The sequence below is a fragment of the Caballeronia sp. Lep1P3 genome (assembly GCF_022879595.1).
GTDB lineage: Bacteria > Pseudomonadota > Gammaproteobacteria > Burkholderiales > Burkholderiaceae > Caballeronia.
In genome coordinates this window covers 107,127-126,150 of record NZ_CP084265.1, presented here as the reverse complement: position 1 = coordinate 126,150, position 19,024 = coordinate 107,127, and the positions used below count along the sequence as shown (strand labels likewise).

18 protein-coding genes are annotated in these 19,024 nt (G+C 63.3%); 5 read left to right on the top strand and 13 right to left on the bottom strand.

Going from position 1 to position 19,024, the window contains the following annotated elements; translation table 11 throughout:
* Positions 1-17: 17 nt before the first annotated feature.
* The 11 genes from LDZ27_RS00545 to LDZ27_RS00495 all read right to left on the bottom strand — a co-directional run bounded on the left by LDZ27_RS00545 (position 18) and on the right by LDZ27_RS00495 (position 13,552).
* The gene (locus LDZ27_RS00545; RefSeq protein ID WP_244814857.1) at positions 18-767 is read right to left on the bottom strand and encodes an ABC transporter ATP-binding protein; all 750 of its coding nucleotides are present in this window, start codon (positions 765-767) and stop codon (positions 18-20) included.
* Positions 764-2,548, bottom strand: a complete 1,785-nt coding sequence (locus LDZ27_RS00540; protein ID WP_244814856.1) for an ATP-binding cassette domain-containing protein — start codon at positions 2,546-2,548, stop codon at positions 764-766. Before LDZ27_RS00540 ends, LDZ27_RS00545 begins: the two co-directional genes overlap by 4 nt.
* A gap of 4 nt (positions 2,549-2,552) precedes the next feature.
* Positions 2,553-3,608 (bottom strand): branched-chain amino acid ABC transporter permease, encoded by a 1,056-nt coding sequence (locus LDZ27_RS00535; protein ID WP_244814855.1) that lies wholly within the window; start codon positions 3,606-3,608, stop codon positions 2,553-2,555.
* A gap of 116 nt (positions 3,609-3,724) precedes the next feature.
* Positions 3,725-4,897: an ABC transporter substrate-binding protein gene (locus LDZ27_RS00530; protein ID WP_244814854.1), complete on the bottom strand. Its 1,173-nt coding sequence runs from the start codon at positions 4,895-4,897 to the stop codon at positions 3,725-3,727.
* 235 nt (positions 4,898-5,132) lie between these two features.
* Complete coding sequence (locus LDZ27_RS00525) at positions 5,133-6,299, bottom strand: ABC transporter substrate-binding protein (protein WP_244814853.1); 1,167 nt, start codon at positions 6,297-6,299, stop codon at positions 5,133-5,135.
* A gap of 471 nt (positions 6,300-6,770) precedes the next feature.
* Positions 6,771-7,742 (bottom strand): branched-chain amino acid ABC transporter permease, encoded by a 972-nt coding sequence (locus LDZ27_RS00520; RefSeq protein ID WP_244816162.1) that lies wholly within the window; start codon positions 7,740-7,742, stop codon positions 6,771-6,773.
* On the bottom strand, positions 7,742-8,626 hold the full coding sequence (locus LDZ27_RS00515) for a branched-chain amino acid ABC transporter permease (RefSeq protein ID WP_244814852.1): 885 nt from the start codon (positions 8,624-8,626) through the stop codon (positions 7,742-7,744). The genes LDZ27_RS00520 and LDZ27_RS00515 overlap by 1 nt, the downstream gene beginning before the upstream one ends.
* Positions 8,627-8,705: 79 nt before the next feature.
* A complete protein-coding gene (locus LDZ27_RS00510) occupies positions 8,706-9,926 on the bottom strand; it encodes an ABC transporter substrate-binding protein (RefSeq protein ID WP_244814851.1) in 1,221 nt (406 codons plus the stop codon).
* A gap of 80 nt (positions 9,927-10,006) precedes the next feature.
* Positions 10,007-10,768 (bottom strand): ABC transporter ATP-binding protein, encoded by a 762-nt coding sequence (locus LDZ27_RS00505; protein ID WP_244814850.1) that lies wholly within the window; start codon positions 10,766-10,768, stop codon positions 10,007-10,009.
* Complete coding sequence (locus LDZ27_RS00500; RefSeq protein ID WP_244814849.1) at positions 10,765-11,544, bottom strand: ABC transporter ATP-binding protein; 780 nt, start codon at positions 11,542-11,544, stop codon at positions 10,765-10,767. Before LDZ27_RS00500 ends, LDZ27_RS00505 begins: the two co-directional genes overlap by 4 nt.
* Before the next feature lie 331 nt (positions 11,545-11,875).
* Complete coding sequence (locus tag LDZ27_RS00495) at positions 11,876-13,552, bottom strand: GMC family oxidoreductase (protein WP_244814848.1); 1,677 nt, start codon at positions 13,550-13,552, stop codon at positions 11,876-11,878.
* Positions 13,553-13,680: 128 nt separating this feature from the next.
* Between LDZ27_RS00495 and LDZ27_RS00490 the strand changes: the two genes are divergently transcribed.
* Both LDZ27_RS00490 and LDZ27_RS00485 read left to right on the top strand, forming a co-directional pair.
* Positions 13,681-14,583, top strand: a complete 903-nt coding sequence (locus LDZ27_RS00490; RefSeq protein ID WP_244814847.1) for a LysR family transcriptional regulator — start codon at positions 13,681-13,683, stop codon at positions 14,581-14,583.
* A 73-nt stretch (positions 14,584-14,656) separates the two neighbouring features.
* Positions 14,657-15,187 carry a class IV adenylate cyclase gene (locus LDZ27_RS00485; RefSeq protein WP_244814846.1) on the top strand — a complete coding sequence of 177 codons (531 nt, stop codon included), beginning with the start codon at positions 14,657-14,659 and terminating at the stop codon, positions 15,185-15,187.
* Here the strand turns inward: LDZ27_RS00485 and LDZ27_RS00480 are convergent.
* Complete coding sequence (locus LDZ27_RS00480; protein ID WP_244814845.1) at positions 15,145-15,648, bottom strand: Lrp/AsnC family transcriptional regulator; 504 nt, start codon at positions 15,646-15,648, stop codon at positions 15,145-15,147. The genes LDZ27_RS00485 and LDZ27_RS00480 overlap by 43 nt on opposite strands.
* Here LDZ27_RS00480 and LDZ27_RS00475 point away from each other — a divergent pair.
* The 3 genes from LDZ27_RS00475 (at position 15,631) to LDZ27_RS00465 (ending at position 18,507) form a co-directional block, all read left to right on the top strand.
* Positions 15,631-16,047 (top strand): hypothetical protein, encoded by a 417-nt coding sequence (locus tag LDZ27_RS00475; protein WP_244814844.1) that lies wholly within the window; start codon positions 15,631-15,633, stop codon positions 16,045-16,047. The genes LDZ27_RS00480 and LDZ27_RS00475 overlap by 18 nt on opposite strands.
* Before the next feature lie 238 nt (positions 16,048-16,285).
* Positions 16,286-16,972 carry a response regulator transcription factor gene (locus tag LDZ27_RS00470; RefSeq protein ID WP_035962098.1) on the top strand — a complete coding sequence of 229 codons (687 nt, stop codon included), beginning with the start codon at positions 16,286-16,288 and terminating at the stop codon, positions 16,970-16,972.
* A 26-nt stretch (positions 16,973-16,998) separates the two neighbouring features.
* On the top strand, positions 16,999-18,507 hold the full coding sequence (locus LDZ27_RS00465; protein WP_244814843.1) for a sensor histidine kinase: 1,509 nt from the start codon (positions 16,999-17,001) through the stop codon (positions 18,505-18,507).
* Here the strand turns inward: LDZ27_RS00465 and LDZ27_RS00460 are convergent.
* Positions 18,494-18,946: an SET domain-containing protein gene (locus tag LDZ27_RS00460; protein WP_244814842.1), complete on the bottom strand. Its 453-nt coding sequence runs from the start codon at positions 18,944-18,946 to the stop codon at positions 18,494-18,496. The two genes, LDZ27_RS00465 and LDZ27_RS00460, sit on opposite strands and share 14 nt — an antisense overlap.
* Positions 18,947-19,024 lie beyond the last annotated feature (78 nt).

Sequence of the window (19,024 nt, the reverse complement as noted above, 5' to 3'; positions counted from 1 at the left end):
CCGCCGAAACGTCCTGCCTAAGCCGGCTTTTTCGTCAATCCGAGATACGTCTCGATGACCTTAGGATCGTGCTGAAGCTCGTCCGCCTTGCCTTCCAACGCGAACTCGCCCGTTTCCAGCACGTAGCCATAGTCCGAAATCTGTAGCGCGGCGCGGGCATTTTGCTCGATCAACAGCGTCGCGACTCCTGTCTGCCGCAGCGCGCTGATGATGTGAAAAATCTCCTTCACGATCAAAGGTGCAAGGCCGAGGCTCGGCTCGTCGAGCATGAGTAACTGCGGTTTGCCCATGAGCGCGCGTCCAACGGCCAACATCTGCCGTTCGCCCCCCGAAAGCGTTCCAGCCGCCTGCTTCCGCCGCTCCTTTAATCGCGGGAAAAGTTGGAAAACGTGGTCCAGTTGGTCCAGATAATCGCGCTCGCCTGCCCGCCTGCGCCGGTACGCACCGAGCACAAGATTGTCCTCGACCGGCATCGTCGAAAAAAGCTCGCGCTTTTCGGGCACCAGACACATCCCGAGCGAAACTCGTCGCTCGATGGCGAGCGCCGACACATCTTCGCCGAGGTATCGCACGACGCCCTTCGCATGGCCCGTCTGTGGCAACGCGCCCATGATCGCGTTGAGCAGCGTCGACTTTCCCGCGCCGTTCGGTCCGATGACGGAGACGATCTCCCCCGCTCCCACGCGCAGCTTCCCCTCGTGCAGCGCCTCGACCTTTCCGTATCGCACGGACAGGCCGCTTACCTCCAAAATCGCTTCCGCCATCATTCCGCTCCACCGAGATACGCTTCGAGAACCGCGGGATTCTGCTGCACGTCCGTGGGCAAGCCTTCAGCGATCTTCGTCCCGAATTCCATCACGACGAGCCGGTCCGTCAGATTCATCACGAAATCCATGTCGTGCTCGACGAGCAAGATGCTCATGCCTTCCGCGCGCAGCTTGCGCAGCAGGTCGGCGAGTTGCTGCTTCTCCTGATAGCGAAGCCCCGCCGCCGGCTCGTCGAGCAGCAAGAGCGTCGGATCACAGCAGAGCGCCCGCGCGATCTCCATAATCCGCTGTTGGCCGAGAGCCAGGCTCCCCGCCTCGCTATACAGATGCTTCTCCAGCCCAACGCGCGCAATCTGCTTCGCCGCTTCCGACATCAACCGCGCTTCCTCCGACGCATTCAGCCGCGCGATGCTGCGCCACACGCCGGTGCTGCCGCGCAGATGCGCGCCAATTGCAACGTTCTCCAGCACGGTCATGCCCGGCAGCATCCTGACGTGCTGAAACGTGCGCCCGATTCCCCGTTTGACGATTTGCCGCGAACCGAGCTTCTCGATGCGTTCACCGTGAAATGTGATGGCGCCGCTCGTCGCCTGCAGCACGCCCGTCACGAGATTGAACGTCGTCGATTTCCCCGCGCCGTTAGGACCGATAAGCCCGATGATTTCGCCGGCCTTCACGTCGAAACTCACGTCGTTGACGGCCACCAGACCGCCGAACTGCTTGCGCGCTCTATCTACGATCAGCAACGGCTCTCCGCCCGACGGTTTGCTGCGCTGCGGCAACGCCTCGCCGTGATCCGGAACATGCGCGCGCGGCCCGCGCGGGAAGATGCGCGCGACGAACGGCCAGACGCCCTGCCGTGCGTACTGAAGCAAGAGCACCATCACGACGCCGAAAACGATGACTTCGAAATTGCCGTTTGCGCCGATCAGCTTGGGCAAAAGCGTCTGTAGATAGTCCTGAAGGACGGTGAGAATCGTTGCGCCGAGGATCGCACCCCAAACGTGCGACACCCCGCCTACCACCGCCATGAACAGGAATTCGATGCCGTGATTGAGGCCAAACGGCGTCGGGTTCACCGCGCGCTGCAGGTGCGCGTAAAGGAAGCCCGAAATAGCCGCCAGCACCGCCGCGTAGATGAAGATGACCACGCGCATCCATGCCGTGTTGACGCCCATCGCTTCGGCCATGATGCCGCCGCCGCGCAGCGCGCGAATTGCCCGGCCGGGACGACTATTAAGCAAATTCTGAACAGACACGACGGCCAACAGCACGACGACCCAGATCAGGTAGTAAATGCTCCGCCCGGATTCGAGTTGCCAGCCGAACAGGTTGAGCACGGGAATCCCGTTGATGCCGTCGTACTTCCCGAGCAGTTCCATGTTGCCGAAGAGATAGAACAGCGACAGCCCCCACGCAATGGTCCCGAGCGGGAGAAAGTGGCCTGATAAGCGCATCGTCACGAGACCGAGCAGCAGCGCGACGAACGCCGTCAGCACGACGCCCGCGATCAGCGCGAGCCACGGCGACACGCCATAGCGCGTCGTCAGAAATGCGGTTGCATAGGCGCCCACGCCGACGAACGCGGCTTGCCCGAAGCTCGTCATGCCGCCAATGCCAGTGAGCAGCACCAGCCCGATCGCGACGATGGAATAAAGCCCGATGTAGTTGAGCAGCGTGATCCAGTACTCGGGCACGGCGACGGGTCCAGGCAACACCGGCAGCGCGAACACGACGACGAGAAACAGCCAGAAAAAACGATATCGATGCAGGAAGGTCATCGGCTCACTCCTCGTCTTCGTCCGAATGCGGGCTTGCGAGGCTCCGCCATAACAGCACCGGAATGATGAGCGTGAAGACGATCACCTCCTTGTACGCGCTCGCCCAGAACGACGAATACGACTCGAGCAAGCCGACGAGCAACGATCCCGCCGCCGCCAGCGGATAGCTCACCAGCCCGCCGACGATCGCGCCGACAAACCCCTTCAGGCCGATCAGGAAACCGGAATCGTAATAAATGGTCGTGATCGGCGCGACAAGCACGCCGCACAACGCGCCGAGGCCGGCTGCCAGCGTGAACGCGAGCCGCCCGGCCTGCGTCGTGCCGATGCCCACCAGCCGCGCGCCCAGCCGATTCACCGACGTCGCACGCAGCGCCTTGCCGGAGATCGAGCGGTCGAAGTAGAAGTACAGCGCCACGATCAGCACGACGGCCGTCCCGACGACCCACAGGCTTTGCCCCGAGATCGACACGCTGCCGAGCGTGAAGTTGGCGTCGGAGAACGCGGTCGTGCGCGAGCCTTCCGCGCCGAACATCACGAGGCCGAGCCCCACCATCGCGAAATGCACGGCAACCGCGACGATCAGCAGCAACAGCGTGCTTGCCTCCGCAATCGGCTCATACGCCAGCCGATAGACGAACGGTCCCATCGGCACGACGATCAAGAGCGTCAGCGCAATCTGCGCGATCATCGGCAGCGGCTGCGCGAACACGGCCTGCGTCAGCGCCCACACCGCGACCGGAAACAGCAAGTACTTGCCGGCGAGCAGACTCAGCAAGCGCCCTTTGCGGTGATAACGCGCCGGATAGCGCACGATGCCCGCCACTTCGGCGATGAAGCAGCCGGCGCCCATCGCCATGAGCAGAAAGCACGTCGCGGGCAGCTTCTGCGTTTGCAGCGCGGCGAGCGTGAGCGCGCCGTATGCGACGAACTCGCCCTGCGGAATGAAAATGACGCGCGTGACGGAGAACACCAGCACGAGCGCGAGCGCGAGCAACGCGTAGATCGCGCCCGTCGTGATGCCGTCTTGCGCGAGAATCGCGGCAATCGATAAGTCCATGCTTCCTCTTCAGAGCTTCTTTGAAACGTGAAAAAGCGGCGCACCGTCGGCACGCCGCTTTCCTGTCTTGAAATTGCGATGCGAGCGGGCGCACGAATCCGCGCGCCACGCGCCACTCAGTCGTTCAGCAGCTTCCACTTGCCGTCGACAATCTGCACCATCACGCGCGCGCGATCGTCGAAGCCGTTGTGGTCGCTCGTCGTCATGTTCATGATGCCGTGCGCGACCGGCAGATCCTTGAGGTTTTCCAGCGCCGCGCGCAACGCCTCGCGGAATTCTGGCGTGCCGGGCTGCCCCTTCTTGAGCGCTTCGGGAATGGCGCGCTGGAGCATCTGGCCGGCGTCCCACGCGTGACCGCCGAAGGTCGAGAGCGAACCCGCGCCGTAGGCCTTCTCATACGCGTTCTTGTACGCCGCCGACGACTTCTTCACCGGATTGCCGTCCGGAAGCTGATCGGTCACGAGCACGGGACCCGCGGGCAGAATCTCGCCTTCGCAATCCTTGCCGCAGACGCGCAGGAAGTCGTTATTGGCCACGCCGTGCGTCTGATAAACCTTGCCCTTGTAGCCGCGCTCCTTCAGCGCCTTCGCCGGCAGCGCGGACGGCGTGCCCGCGCCCGCAATCAACACCGCGTCGGGGTTCGCGCCCATCGTCTTCAACACCTGGCCGGTGACGGACGTATCCGTGCGGTTATAGCGCTCGTTCGTGACGATCTTCAGCTTGTGCGCCGACGCCGCCGTGTTGAATACGTTGTACCAGCCGTCGCCGTAGGCATCCGCGAAGCCGATGAAGCCTACCGTCTTCACGCCGTGCTTCTCCATGTAGCTCGCGATGGCGTCGGCCATGAGCGCGTCGTTCTGCGGCGTCTTGAAGACCCACGCTTTCTTCGCGTCCATCGGCGCGATGATCGCGGCGGACGCGGCCATCGAGATCATCGGCGTCTTCGCGCTGGAGGCCGCATCGATCATCGCGAGCGAGTTCGGCGTGACCGTCGAGCCGACGATCGCGTCCACGTGATCCTCGTCGATCAGCTTGCGCGTGTTTTGCACGGCGCGGCTCGTATCGGAACCGTCATCGAGCACGATGTATTCGACCGATTTGCCCGCCACTTCCTTCGGCAATAGCGCGATGGTGTTTTTCTCGGGAATCCCGAGCGATGCGGCCGGTCCCGTCGCCGAGAGCGTCACGCCGATCTTCACCTGCGCGAACGCCGCGCCAGCGCCGAATGCGGCACTCGCCGCGACCGCCAGCGCGATGCCGTTTTTCACCCATGCTTTCTTTGTTTTCATTGCTCGTCTCCAGACGCGTCTGTGTTTTTTGCGCACGCCTGCGGTGCGCTGCTTCGAGGTTCCCCGGCTGATTTGCCGCCCCAATCTATTGACCGCGCTACTACGTGCCTAGCCTCGTTTTCCCTGAGCGCGACAGGCCCTGCGCGGCGCGTGGCGCCCTCCCCTTTCGCACGCGAAAAAAAGGCGCGTTCGATAAAACGCGCCTCGATGTTCTAGCGGAATCGCATATCGGCGATCAGTTGCCCGAGAGCTTCCATTTGCCGCCGACGATCTCCACCATCACGCGCGCCCGCTGATCGAGACCGGCGTGATCGTTCGCGCTCATGTTGAAGATGCCGTGCGACGCGGGCAAGTTCTTCGTGTCTTCGATGGCCGCGCGCAAGGCCTCGCGGAACGCGGGCGTGCCGGGCTGCCCCTTCTTCAGAGCGATGGGAATGGCGCGTTGAAGAATGAGACCCGCGTCCCAGGCGTGACCGCCGAACGTCGACACGGAGCCTGCGCCATACGCGCCTTCATACGCCTTCTTGTACGTCAGCGCGGCCTGCTTGACGGGATTGCTGTCCGGCAACTGCTCGGCGACGAGCAGCGGCCCGGCGGGAAGGAACGTGCCTTCGCAGTCCTTGCCGCACACGCGCAGGAAGTCGTTATTGGCGACGCCGTGCGTCTGATAGAGCTTGCCCTTGTAGCCGCGCTCCTTGAGCGTCTTCTGCGGCAGCGCGGCCGGTGTGCCCGCGCCGGCGATCAGCACCGCGTCCGGGTTCTGCGACATCGCCTTCAGCACTTGCCCGGTGACGGACGCGTCGTTGCGCGCGAAGCGTTCGTTCGCGACGACGCGTATCTTCGCGAGGTCGGCCGCCTTCGAGAACTCCTTGAACCAGCTCTCGCCGTAGGCATCCGAAAAGCCGATGAACGCCACGGTCTTCACGCCGTGATTGCTCATGTGTTGCGCGATGGCCGTGGCCATGAGGATGTCGTTCTGCGGCGTCTTGAAGACCCACGCGCGCTTCGCATCCATCGGCTCGACGATGCTCGCGGCGGCTGCCATCGAGAGCATTGGCGTGCTGGTTTCGGCGGCGATGTCGATCATCGCGAGAGAGTTGGGGACCACGGTGGAACCGATCAGCGCATCGACGTGATCTTCGCTCGTGAGCTTGCGCGCGTTCTTGACAGCCTGCGTGGAATCGGTGGCGTCATCGAGGACGATGTATTGCACCTTTTGTCCCGCGACTTCCTTGGGCAATAACGCGATGGTGTTCTTTTCCGGAATGCCGAGCGATGCAGCGGGACCGGTGGCTGATACCGTCACGCCTATTTTCACGTCCGCAAAAACCTGTGTGCTGAAAACCGCTGATAATCCCGCGACAGCCATAGCGACCGCCTTTGCGCGTAATGCCCACTTCATTGATTTGCACCCCGTAAATCGAATGTCCGAATAAAGGCGAATGCCTGGAACAGCGTGTGGATTTCTTGTCTGGAATCGCCGACCAGCGGGTCGGGAAATGCAGTTTAGCGGACGCGGGCGCGGCGCAGCAAGGACTTTGAAGACGATGCGCGAGCGCTTTAGCGCGTATTCATAACGGCTTCGCAAAGCCCGCTGAATATGCAATTCGTATTATCGTCGCGCAAAATAAAAAAGCGCTGTTGGACTCATCCAACAGCGCTTTCGATCGGGCACTTTGTGCCTCATGTCTCCTCGTTCTCCACCTCAAAAATCTGGGTGCATCAGAACTAGGACGCATATTAATGGCGGCATCATTTCACTACAACCTAGCATTTACCCTAGTGGTGCATACAAGCACCTTAATAGGGCGCGTTTTTTGCCGTTAATCCATGCGTCCCGCAGCTTCCATTACTTCGCGCTCCGAACGACTTGCTATCCCTGCAACGGCCTCACGCGCGCGACGATCTCGCCCACGATTCCGCGCCTGAACGCCAGCACGCACGCGATGAAGATCAGCCCCGTCACGATCGTCACCGATTCGCCGAGCGAGTTGAACCACGCGAGGCCCGTCATATTCGCGAGGCCGCCGCCGATATCGCCGAGCCGGTCCTCCAGCGCGACGATGATCGCCGCACCGAGCAGCGGCCCGAACATCGTGCTCATGCCGCCGACGAGCGTCATCAGCACGACGAGGCCGGACATCGTCCAGTAGGCATCGCCGAGCGTTTCGAAGCCGAGCACAAGCGTCTTGGTCGCGCCCGCGAGACCCGCGAGCCCGGCGGACAGCACGAACGCGAGCAGCTTGTAGCGCGCGGTGTCGTAGCCGAGCGAGATCGCGCGCGGCTCGTTCTCCTTGATGGCCACCAGCACTTGTCCGAACGGCGAGTGCACGATACGCACGATCAGCGCGAACGCCAGCAACATCAGCACGAGCACGACGTAGTAGAGCGTCACGTCGCTGCCGAGATCGAGGACGCCGAAGAGCTTGCCGCGCGGCACGCCTTGCAGACCGTCCTCGCCGTGCGTGAACGGCGCCTGCAGGAACACGAAATAGACCATCTGCGCAAGCGCGAGCGTGACCATCGCAAAGTAGATGCCCTGGCGGCGAATCGCCAGCAGACCGACCACCACGCCGAGCAGCGTCGCAGCGGCGGTGCCGGCGATCACGCCCAGTTCCGGCGTCATGCCGAGCGTCTGGATCGCGTAACCGGCGGTATAGCCCGCGCTCGCGAGGAACATCGAGTGTCCGAACGAGAGCAGCCCCGTATAGCCGATCAGCAGATTGAACGCCGCCGCGAAGAGCGCGAAGCACAGCACCTTCATCATGAAAACCGGATACACGCCCGCGAACGGCGCGGCGATCAACGCAATCAGCAACAGGGCGTAAAGCGCTTTTCTCTGCATCATCTTTCCTTGCCGAAGAGTCCTGCCGGACGCACGAGCAGCACGAGCGCCATGATGACGAAGACGACCGTCGCGGACGCTTCCGGATAGAACACGCGCGTAAAGCCCTCGATCACGCCGAGCAGCAGGCCCGTGAGAATCGAGCCCATGATCGAACCCATGCCGCCGATCACGACGACCGCGAACACGGTGATGATCATCGACTGTCCCATGAGCGGCGAGACCTGAATGACCGGCGCGGCCAGCACGCCCGCGAACGCCGCGAGCGCGACGCCGAAGCCGTAGGTGAGCGTAATCATCAGCGGCACGTTCACGCCGAACGCCTCGACGAGCTTCGGGTTCTCCGTGCCCGCGCGCAGATACGCGCCGATGCGCGTCTTCTCGATGACGAACCACGTCGCGAAACACACGACGAGCGAGGCCACCACGACCCACGCGCGATAGTTCGGCAGGAACATGAAGCCGAGATTGGTCGCGCCGGAAAGCACCGAAGGCACGTCATACGGCTGCCCGGACGAACCGTAGATGGAGCGGAATACGCCTTCGATCACGAGCGTCAGGCCGAACGTGAGCAGCAAGCCGTAAAGATGATCGAGCTTGTAGAGCCAGCGCAGCATCGAACGTTCGATGACGACGCCCAGCAACCCGACGATGATCGGCGCGACGAGCAGCATCGCCCAATACGGGACGTTGAAGTACGCGTAGCCCATCCACGCGAGCATCGCGCCCAGCATGAAGAGCGCGCCGTGCGCGAAGTTGATGACGTTGAGCAAGCCGAAGATCACCGCGAGCCCGAGACTCAGGATCGCGTAGAACGAACCGTTCACCAGTCCGAGCAGCAACTGGCTCATCATCGCGGCGAGCGGTATGCCGAAAATTTCCATTGAACCTGCCGTGGGTTTGATCGAAGCACTGCCGCAAGCGGCCCTTGAGAACCGCTTGCGGCATCAACCGCCGATGAACTTACTTCCAGAGCTTGCAGCGCGACTCCGCCTTCGTGCCGAACGCCTGATCGCCGGGAATCGTCGCGGTGATCTTGTAGTAGTCCCACGGTTCCTTCGATTCGGACGGCTTCTTCACTTCCATCAGATACATGTCGTGGATCATCGCGCCATCTTCGCGGATATAGCCTTTCGCGTAGAAGTCGTCGATCTTCGCCTTCTTGAGCTGCGCCATGACCTTGTCGCTGTCGGTCGTGCCTGCCGCCTTCACGGCGTTCAGATACGTCGTGACCGCCGAATAGTCCGCCGCCTGGAGGCTGCCCGGCATCTTCTTCATCTTGTCGAAGTAACGCTTCGCCCACGCGCGCGTCTTGTCGTCCTTGTTCCAGTACCAGCTATCCGTCGCGACCAGTCCTTGCGTCGTCTCCAGTCCCAGCGAATGAATATCGGAGATGAAGATGAGCAGCGCGGCGATCTTCATCGATTTCGTGATGCCGAATTCCTTCGCGGCCTTGATCGAGTTGACGGTGTCGCCGCCCGCGTTCGCGAGACCGAGCACCTGCGCCTTCGAGCCCTGCGCCTGCAACAGGAACGACGAGAAATCCGACGCCGACAGCGGATGACGCACCTCGCCGAGCACTTGCCCGCCGTTCGCCTTCACGACATCCGACGTGTTCTTCTCCAGCGCCTTGCCGAACGCGTAATCCGCCGTCAGGAAGTACCACGTCTTTCCGCCCTGCTTCGTCACCGCGGAACCGGTGCCCTTGGCGAGCGACATCGTGTCATAGGCGTAATGCACGGTGTACGGCGAGCACTGTTCGTTCGTGAGATTGTCCGCGCCCGCGCCGATGTTGATGTACGGCGTCTTCTTCTCCGCCGTGACTTGCGCGGTGGAAAGCGCCGTCGCGGAATTCGTGCCGCCGATGATCGCGTTCACGCCGTCGCGGTCGATCCACTCGCGCGCGCGTGAGGCCGCGATGTCCGCCTTGTTCTGATGGTCCGCATACACGAGTTCGATCGGCTTGCCGTTCACCTTGCCGCCGAAGTCCGCGATCGCCATGCGGATGGCTTCGAGGCCGCCCTGACCGTCGATGTCCGCGTAAAGCCCCGAGAAGTCGGTGACGAAGCCGATTTTGACGCTGTTGCCGTCGGCTGCCTGCGCGCCGCTTGCAAAGAGCGTCACACTCGCCGCCGCAGCCGCAAAGCAAAGAGTCGAGAGGCGCGCGAGGGTCTTCTTTTTCATTGCAGTCTCCATGAGTTTTTTGATTGTTGCCGCACTGCTGGTCTTACTGGTGCTGCCGTTGTGATCGTGCTCGCGAGCGATCAGACGCCGAGCAGTTCGTGCAGCACCGGCATCTTTGCGTCGAGTTCCCCGGCGCCGAAATGCTCGACGATATTCCCGTGTTCCATCACGTAGAAGCGGTCCGCGAGCGGCGCCGCGAACCGGAAATTCTGTTCGACCATCACGACGGTATAGCCGCGCGACTTGAGCATGAGAATCATGCGCGCGAGTGTCTGCACGATGACGGGCGCAAGCCCTTCGGAGATTTCATCGAGAAGAAGCAGGTTCGCGCCCGTTCGCAGAATGCGCGCGACGGCGAGCATCTGCTGTTCGCCACCCGAAAGACGCGTGCCCTGGCTCGCGCGGCGCTCCTTCAGGTTCGGGAACATGGAATAGATTTCGTCGAGCGGCATCGCCTCTTTCGGATTGCCAATGAGCGGCGGAAGAAGCAGGTTCTCCTTGCACGACAAGCTCGAAAAAATGCCGCGCTCCTCCGGACAATAGCCCGCTCCGTGATGCGCGATTTTGTGCGTCGGCAGCCCGATCGTCTCGCGTCCGCCGACGCGGATCGAGCCGGTGCGCCGCCCGGTCAGGCCCATGATGGCGCGAAGCGTCGTGGTGCGGCCCGCGCCGTTGCGCCCGAGCAGCGTGACGACTTCGCCGCGATTCACCTTGAGGTCCACGCCATGCAGGATGTGCGATTCGCCGTACCACGCCTGCAGGCCCGCGATTTCGAGCGCGGGCACATTGCCCGCCGCGCCGTTCGCCTCGCGCGAGCGGCGCTCCTCCACGATCGTACTCATGCGTGCGCTCCGGTGAGCGCCGCATCGGCGCTGCCCATGTAGGCTTCCATCACGAGCGGATTCTTCGACACTTCCGCGTAGCTGCCTTCCGCGAGCACTTCGCCGCGTTGAAGCACGGTGATGGTGTCGGAGATGCCCGCGATCACGTTCATGTTGTGCTCGACCATGAGGATCGTGCGTCCCGCCGACACCTTCTTGATGAGCGCCGTCACGCGATCGACGTCTTCGTGTCCCATGCCTTGCGTCGGTTCGTCGAGCAGCATGAGTTCGGGTTCCATCGAAAGCGTCGTCGCGATTTCGAGCGCGCGCTTGCGTCCGTAAGACAGCTCGACGGTCTTCGTATCGGCGAAATCGGTGAGGCCGACTTGCGTGAGCAGGTCCATCGCGCGGTCGTTGAGCGCAGCGAGCGAACGTTCGCTGCGCCAGAAGTGGAACGATGTTCCAAGCTGCCTTTGCAGCCCGATGCGCACGTTCTGAAGCACGCTCAGGTGCGGAAAGACAGCGGAAATCTGAAACGACCGGATGATGCCGCGCCGCGCGATATGCGCCGGGCGCTCGCGTGTGATGTCGGTGCCGTTGAAAACGATCTGGCCGGCAGTCGGCTCGAGGAACTTGGTGAGCAGGTTGAAGCAGGTCGTCTTGCCCGCGCCGTTCGGTCCGATCAGCGCGTGGATCGAGCCGCGGCGCACGCGCAGATTCACGCCATTCACGGCCGTGAAGCCTTTGAATTCTTTCGTGAGCCCTCGCGTTTCCAGAATGGTGTCGCCGAGAATCATGTCCCCTTCCATGCGAAGTGAGGCGCCGAACGATGTGTCGCCTGCGCTTTATTTTTCTGTCCGCGCGCATCCGAACGGTGTCTTCCGCCGGACGCTGCTTCGCTTTGTACGCCTGTTGCATGTCGTATCGAGACATGCACGAGGTAAGCCGAGCATCACGTTTATCCGGGGCCATTGTCTCGCCAATGATGCAGCGCAATCATTGGGATTTGCACTTACTCACGCGGCGTTAGATGCGGCCTTCGGTGCCAGGCATGCAGGGCATGGCGCGTGCTCGCGCAAAAGCCCGTGCTGATGCGCGGCGTCGTCATATGCATGCCACGCGCGTGGTTCATGCGAATGCCGTGGCGAGCCGTTCCTGCGTGTGTCGGGCACGGCGGTCCTGGCGGATCATGTCGCTCGCGCGCTCCGCGATCATCACGGTCGGCGAGTTCGTGTTGCCCGATGTGATGACCGGCATCACCGATGCATCGACCACGCGCAAGCCTTGCACGCCGATCACGCGCAAGCGGCTGTCGACGACCGCGGCGGGATCGTTGTCGATGCCCATGCGGCATGTGCCGACCGGATGAAAGATCGTCGTGCCGACATTGCCCGCCGCCTGCACGAGTTCGTCTTCGGTCTGGTACTGGATGCCCGGCAGAATCTCTTCGGGCGCATGACGCGACAACGCGGGCGCGCTCACGATGCGCCGCGTGAGACGCAGCGAGTTCACGGCCACTTCGCGGTCGCGCTCGGTGGAAAGATAGTTCGGCGCGATGAGCGGCGCGGCATGCGCATCCGGCGATGCGATATGCACGCTGCCGCGCGACGTGGGCCGCAGATTGCACACGGACGCCGTGAATGCATTGAACGGATGCAGCGGCTCGCCGAAGCGTTCGAGCGAAAGCGGCTGAACGTGATATTCGACATCGGGCCGCCTGATCGATGCATCGTCGGGATTGGACTTCGCGAACGCGCCGAGTTGCGATGGCGCCATCGACATCGGGCCGCTTCGCATGAGCGCGTATTGCATGCCGATGAAGAGCTTGCCCCACCAGCGCGCGGACAACGTGTTGAGCGTGCGCGCGCCGTTCACCTTGTACGCCATGCGCAATTGCAAGTGGTCCTGCAGATTTTCGCCGACGCCGCGCAGATCGCGCACGACATCGATCCCGAGCCGCTGCAAGCGCGCGCCGTTGCCGATGCCCGATAGCTCGAGTATCTGCGGCGAGTTCACCGCGCCCGCGCTGAGCAGCACTTCGCAGCGCGCCTTCGCGATGTAGCCGACATCGCCGCCGCGATACTCGACGCCCACGCAACGCGTGCTCTCGAACACGAGCCGCTGCGTATGCGCACCGGTGATCGTCGTGAGATTCGGGCGTTTCATCGCTTCGCGCAGGAAGGCTTTCGCCGCGTTCCAGCGGATGCCGCCGCGCTGGTTCACATCGAAATAGCCGACGCCGGTGTTATCGCCGCGATTGAAGTCGTCGGTAGCCGGGATGCCGGATTGCTGCGCGGCTTGCGCGAACGTCTCGAGAATCTTCCATTTCAGGCGCTGCTTTTCGACGCGCCATTCGCCGCCGGTTCCGTGCCAGTCGTTCGCACCGGCGTGGTGGTCCTCGCTGCGCTTGAAAATGGGCAGCACGGAGTCCCACGACCAGTTCGAATCACCGACGATGTGCGCCCACTCGTCGTAGTCTTCGCGCTGGCCGCGCATGTAGATCATGCCGTTGATCGACGAACATCCGCCGAGCACGCGGCCACGCGGATACGACAGCGATCGCCCGTTCAGGCCCGGTTCGGATTGGGTCTTGTAGAGCCAGTCCGTTCGCGGATTGCCGATGCAGTACAGGTAGCCCACCGGAATGTGGATCCAGTGGTAGTCGTCCTTGCCGCCCGCTTCCAGCAGCAGGACGGACACGTCGGGGTCCTGCGTCAGGCGGTTGGCCAGCACGCAGCCGGCCGTGCCCGCGCCTACGATGATGTAGTCGAATTCGCCTTCTTCTTTGCGGGCGGTCTGCTTCATGGTGTCGTCTCCTTGTGTTGCCGTCTTTTCCTTGCGGCTGAGTCGTGGAGCCAAGCGTACTGCGCCCGGCGTTCGCGCATCCAATGAGATATGTTCAAGAGCGATATAAGTCGCGCTAATATCAGCCGATGGACTACACCCTGCTCCGCGCGTTTCTCACCGTCGCCCGCGAAGGAAATCTCACGCGCGCGGCGGCGCATTTGCATCTCACACAGCCCGCCGTCAGTCTGCAGATCAAGAACTTGCAGGAAATGCTCGGCGTGGTTCTCTTCACGCGAACGTCGCACGGACTGCTGCTCACGCGAGACGGCGAAGCGCTCCTTCCCCACGCGGAGCGGGCGCTTGCCGCCGCCGCCGAAGTCCGGCGCGCCGCTGCTGCGTTGCGGCAAGAGGTCAGCGGGACACTGCGCATCGGCACGATTCTCGATCCCGAATTTCTCCGGCTCGGCGGTTTCCTGCGGCAGTTCGTCGAGACGTATCCGCGCATCGAGACGGCGCTGCGGCACGGCATGTCGGGCTGGGTGCTCGAACGCGTGCGCGCGCGCGATCTCGATGTCGGCTATTACATTGGCGACCCCGCCACCGACGGCACGCGTGATGGCGAGCGTTTTCACGCCGTGCGGCTCACGCCGTTCTCGTATCGCGTGCTCGCGCCCGCCGGCTGGCACAACCGCGTCAACAAGGGCAAGCGCAGCTGGTCCGCGCTCGCGCGGCTGCCGTGGATCTGGACGCCGCCCGAATCCGCGCATAACCGGCTGTTGTCGCGCGTCTTTCGCGATGCGGGCGCGATGCCGATGATCGTCGCGGAAGTCGATCAGGAGCCGTCGATGCTCGATCTCGTGAAATCGGGCGTCGGCCTTTCGCTCGCGCGCGATTCCATCGCGCTGACGGAAGCGCACGCGCACGCGCTCACGATCGTCGAAGGCGTCACGGTGCCGACGCAGCTCTCGTTCGTCGCGCTCGCCGAGCGTCGCCATGAACCGGGGATCGCCGCGGCGCTGCGCCTCATCGATGCGCAGTGGTCCGTGTAACCCAACGTTCACGATATGTTTGCTAGTCTCGCTGCTGCGCCCACACACCGATGGACAACCGGAGACCTCGTTCATGGCACGCAACATCGAAATCAAGGCACGCGCGCATCACTTCGACACACTGCGCGAGCGCGCAGCCGCGCTCGCGCCCGATGCGCCCCTCGTTTTCCGGCAACAGGATTTCTTCTACGACGTGCCGACCGGCCGCCTCAAGCTGCGCCAGTTCGACGACGGCACGCCTTCCGAACTCATCTTCTATCAGCGCGACGACCGCGACGGTCCCAAAGTCTCGTACTACACGCGCAGCCCGGTGACGAACCCCGAAGCGATGCACGCGCTGCTCGCCCAGGCGCTGACGACGCGCGGCATCGTCTCGAAGGAGCGGCATGTGTTTCTCGTCGGGCGCACGCGCATTCACCTGGATCGCGTGGACGGCCTCGGCGATTTCGTGGAACTGGAAGTGGTGCTCGGCCAGGACGACGACGAAGCGGGCGGCGAGCAGGAAGCGCACGCGATGTTCGCGCGGCTCGGCGTCGCGCAGGCGGATCTCGTGCCGCTCGCCTACGTCGATTTGCTCAATCCCGAGGCATCATCCGCGAGATGAGCAAGCGGTAACGGACCGTTGCGCTTGAACGTCGTGAGCACGATGTTCGAGCGCACGCTGTCGACGCCCGGCACGCGCATCAGCTTCTTCATGACGAAGGCCGACAGCGCGCTCAGATCGGGCGCGACGATGCGCAGCAGGTAATCCGCGTCGCCGACGGTCGCGTGGCATTCGAGCACTTCCGGCAGCGTTTCGATCTGCTGCTGAAACTGCTCGATGACGGAATCGCCGTGATGCTTGAGTTTGAGGCTCGTGAACGCCGTCACGCCGAGGCCGAGCTTCTCCGGGCGCAGCACGACGCGATAGCCTTCGATCACGCCGACCGCCTCGAGACGCTGCAGGCGCCGCCCGATCTGCGACGGCGAAAGCGGCACCTTCTCGCCGAGTTGCTGATGCGTGGCGCGGCCGAAGCGCTGCAGCACGTCGAGAAGCGCGAGGTCGAAATGATCGAGTTCCAGCATGAGGCGAATAGGCGCGAGCGTGAGTCGGAATGCGACTTTATCGCACGCGGGCGCGTGGGCCGCCGAAAACACGCACAGACGCGGCGTTTCGCGCGTTGTTTCGATTTCGCTTACGCCACCCAACAAGGTAACGCCCGTATTACGAACGATGACACCCGCGAAAGCGGCACGTTACGCGTTCAAACGCACGTTCCGGCCGGCGTGCAAGCCGAAAAAAACCTGAACGTAAGCCGCGACGCCGGTTATCTTTCAGTGGCAAAGGCGGTTTTTAAACCTTCCGTAAACTCGGCGCGCGACGCGCGGGACGAACTGCCCGCCGTCAATGGGCGCCTGGGATTCACGCTGTACAATCAGCAGCGCACAAGGCCCGGATCGTTGCGAAAACCGGTCACAAACTGATCTCGAGCAGCGGCGCATCGGCCATCCATCGCTGGACAGCGCGCCCGTTTCTCGTTTCCCGTTTCCCGTTTTCGGGCTGAAAGACATTCGGTGTCGGCCGCTTGCAACCTTCGTGATAGTCGAGCGGCGCCGCATGAGCAGTAACGGTTTTGATCCGCTCGAACCCGCCCCCGCCGCGTCGCGCATCTCACCGGCCTGGTCGCCGGTTCGGGCTCAACCCATTGTATTGAGCGACTTCATGCGAATCCTTCTGATCGAAGACGACCGCCCCATCGCGCGCGGCATTCAAAGCAGCCTGGAGCAGTCCGGTTTCACCGTCGACATGGTTCACGACGGCATTTTCGCCGAGCAGGCGCTCGCGCAGAACCGCCACGAACTCGTCATTCTGGATCTCGGCCTGCCGGGTATCGACGGCATGACGCTGCTTTCGCGCTTTCGCCAGGGCAACCGGCACACGCCGGTCATCATCCTCACCGCGCGCGACGAACTGCACGACCGCGTGCAGGGGCTCAACAGCGGCGCGGACGACTACATGCTCAAGCCGTTCGAGCCGCAGGAACTCGAAGCGCGCATTCGCGCGGTGATGCGCCGCAGCGGTCCGCACGGCGACGTCCCGCGCCCCGAAGTGACGCTCGGCGGCTTGCGTCTGTCGGGCGTGGATCGCCGCATCTTCAACGACGAGCGTCCGCTCGAACTGTCGCCGCGCGAATTCGCCGTGCTCGAAATGCTGCTGCTGCGTCATGGCCGCGTCGTCAGCAAGGCGCAGTTGCAGGATCATCTGACGCACTTCGGCGGCGATCTCGGCGATACGGCCATCGAGGTCTACGTGCATCGCGTGCGCAAGAAGCTCGAAAACACGCGTGTGGAGATCGTCACGGTACGCGGCTTCGGCTATCTGCTTCAGGAGATCCGGCAGGCGGCGTGATTGCGGCCGCTTACGCCTAGAACGCTTTGCGACTTCCCACCCGGCGCGCGGGCGACCAGCGTTTCGCCCGCGAAGACTGGCTCGATCTTGCGCGATCGCAGCCGCCTGGCGATTCCGCGCCTCCGAGCCTGCGGCGCACGTTGTTGCGCCGTCTCGCCGCGCCGCTGTCGCTGCTCGCGCTGATGAGCGGCCTCATGGCTTACTGGCTCGCGTGGCAATACACGCAGCACGTCGTGGACCGCTCGCTCGCGGACCTCGCCACGGCCATTTCCAAGCAGATTCAGCTCGCGGGCGTCGAAGCGCCCGTGACCGTGCCGCCGCTCGCCCAGGCGATGTTTTCCGATCCCGTCGAGCAGCTCGTCTACCGCATCAGCACCGGCGACGAGGAAATCGCGGGCGATCCCGACCTGCCGCTCACCGGCACCTCGGTGCGGCGCATCCACTACGCCTACGTCTTCGAGACGCAGTTTCAGGGCACCAGCATGCGCGCCGCGCAAGTACGCGTGCCGCAGCCGCGCGGCAATCCCATCGTCGTGGAAGTGGCGCAGCGCGTGGGATCACGGTACCGGATCGCGGTGGAGTTCCTGATCGCGATCATGATGCCGCTGCTGCTCCTGCTGCTGGCCGGCTGGGTCATCGTGTGGCGCGTCGTCAATCAGCAATTGAATCCGCTCACCGATCTCGCCGACGCGCTCAATCGCCAGACGCACGTCTCGCTGGAACGCGTCGACGAAACGCATGTGCCGAGCGAAATCCGTCCGCTCACGAGCGCGATGAACGCCCTTCTCGTGCGCCTGCAGACGGCGCTCGATGCGCAGCGCAAGTTCATCGCCGATGCCGCGCATCAGTTGCGCACGCCGCTCACCGCCGTGAAGCTGCACGCGGAGCAGGCGCTCAGTTCGCGCGATCCGGCGAAGTCCGTCGAGGCGGTGAAGGAACTGCGCGCATCGGCGGATCGCGCGGTGCGGCTGTCGAATCAATTGCTGTCGCTTGCGCGCGCCGAACCGGGCGAGCAGGCGGCGCGCTTCACGGATTACGACCTCGCCACACTCGCGTTCGAAACCGGCGCCGAATGGGTGCCGCGCGCGCTGGCGGCGCGCGTCGATCTCGGCTTTCAGCGCACGGACGATCCGGATAACGAGCATCCGATGATCGCGCGCGGCAACGTCGTGCTCGTGCGCGAAGTGATCGCCAATCTCATCGACAATGCGCTCAAGTACGTGCCGCCGTCGCGCTATGAGGGCGCGCGCATCACGCTGACCATCGGCGACTGGCGCGATCCGCACGGCGTGCGCTTCGGCGAAGTGGTGATCGAGGACAATGGCCCGGGCGTTCCGCCGGAGCAGCAGCCCGACCTCTTCAAGCGCTTCTTTCGCGGCGACGGGCAGAGCGTCGAAGGCGGCGCGGGTCTCGGGCTGGCGATCGTGCACGACATCGTCGTGCTGCACGGCGGCACCGTGCATTACGAGGACGCGCCCGAAGGCGGCGCGCGCTTCATCGTGCGGATGCCGCTGAAGCCGCTTACTTCTTCTTGAGCGCGAGCATCGTGCCGCGGCACTTCTTCGCGCCGCAGCGACACTCGTATTCCTTCTTCAGCTTCTTCGTGATGCGCCCTTCGATCACGAGGCCGTAGTCGTAATTCAGTTCTTCGTCCGCCTCGATGTCGCGCAGCGCATGAATGAACACGCGGCCTTCCACTTCCTCGGCCTCGCAGTTCGGCGCGCACGAATGATTGATGTACTTCGCGCTGTTGCCGTCGATCTTGCCGTCGATCACACGGCCGTCGTCGAGCGCAAAGTAGAACGTGTGATTCGGCTCGTCCGGGTTGTGCGGATGGCGGCGCAGCGCTTCCTTCCACGAAATGCGCTCGCCCTTGTACTCCATCACCTGCTCGCCGGCGGCAATCGGCTTCACGGCGAACACGCCCTTGCCATGCACGCCCGAGCGGCGAACGGTGACCCTGCGTGAACTCATCGAACGAATCCTTGATTAACGAATCGGTGGATGCCTTCGCGCCCGTTTCAGGCGCGGCGCGATAAAAAAAACGCGGCG

Bases quoted from the DNA above. Each gene is read 5' to 3' on its own strand.
- LDZ27_RS00545 (WP_244814857.1), bottom strand. From the start codon at position 767: ATGATGGCGGAAGCGATTTTGGAGGTAAGCGGCCTGTCCGTGCGATAC.
- LDZ27_RS00540 (WP_244814856.1), bottom strand. From the start codon at position 2,548: ATGACCTTCCTGCATCGATATCGTTTTTTCTGGCTGTTTCTCGTCGTC.
- LDZ27_RS00535 (WP_244814855.1), bottom strand. From the start codon at position 3,608: ATGGACTTATCGATTGCCGCGATTCTCGCGCAAGACGGCATCACGACG.
- LDZ27_RS00530 (WP_244814854.1), bottom strand. From the start codon at position 4,897: ATGAAAACAAAGAAAGCATGGGTGAAAAACGGCATCGCGCTGGCGGTC.
- LDZ27_RS00525 (WP_244814853.1), bottom strand. From the start codon at position 6,299: ATGAAGTGGGCATTACGCGCAAAGGCGGTCGCTATGGCTGTCGCGGGA.
- LDZ27_RS00520 (WP_244816162.1), bottom strand. From the start codon at position 7,742: ATGCAGAGAAAAGCGCTTTACGCCCTGTTGCTGATTGCGTTGATCGCC.
- LDZ27_RS00515 (WP_244814852.1), bottom strand. From the start codon at position 8,626: ATGGAAATTTTCGGCATACCGCTCGCCGCGATGATGAGCCAGTTGCTG.
- LDZ27_RS00510 (WP_244814851.1), bottom strand. From the start codon at position 9,926: ATGAAAAAGAAGACCCTCGCGCGCCTCTCGACTCTTTGCTTTGCGGCT.
- LDZ27_RS00505 (WP_244814850.1), bottom strand. From the start codon at position 10,768: ATGAGTACGATCGTGGAGGAGCGCCGCTCGCGCGAGGCGAACGGCGCG.
- LDZ27_RS00500 (WP_244814849.1), bottom strand. From the start codon at position 11,544: ATGATTCTCGGCGACACCATTCTGGAAACGCGAGGGCTCACGAAAGAA.
- LDZ27_RS00495 (WP_244814848.1), bottom strand. From the start codon at position 13,552: ATGAAGCAGACCGCCCGCAAAGAAGAAGGCGAATTCGACTACATCATC.
- LDZ27_RS00490 (WP_244814847.1), top strand. From the start codon at position 13,681: ATGGACTACACCCTGCTCCGCGCGTTTCTCACCGTCGCCCGCGAAGGA.
- LDZ27_RS00485 (WP_244814846.1), top strand. From the start codon at position 14,657: ATGGCACGCAACATCGAAATCAAGGCACGCGCGCATCACTTCGACACA.
- LDZ27_RS00475 (WP_244814844.1), top strand. From the start codon at position 15,631: ATGATCGAGTTCCAGCATGAGGCGAATAGGCGCGAGCGTGAGTCGGAA.
- LDZ27_RS00480 (WP_244814845.1), bottom strand. From the start codon at position 15,648: ATGCTGGAACTCGATCATTTCGACCTCGCGCTTCTCGACGTGCTGCAG.
- LDZ27_RS00470 (WP_035962098.1), top strand. From the start codon at position 16,286: ATGCGAATCCTTCTGATCGAAGACGACCGCCCCATCGCGCGCGGCATT.
- LDZ27_RS00460 (WP_244814842.1), bottom strand. From the start codon at position 18,946: ATGAGTTCACGCAGGGTCACCGTTCGCCGCTCGGGCGTGCATGGCAAG.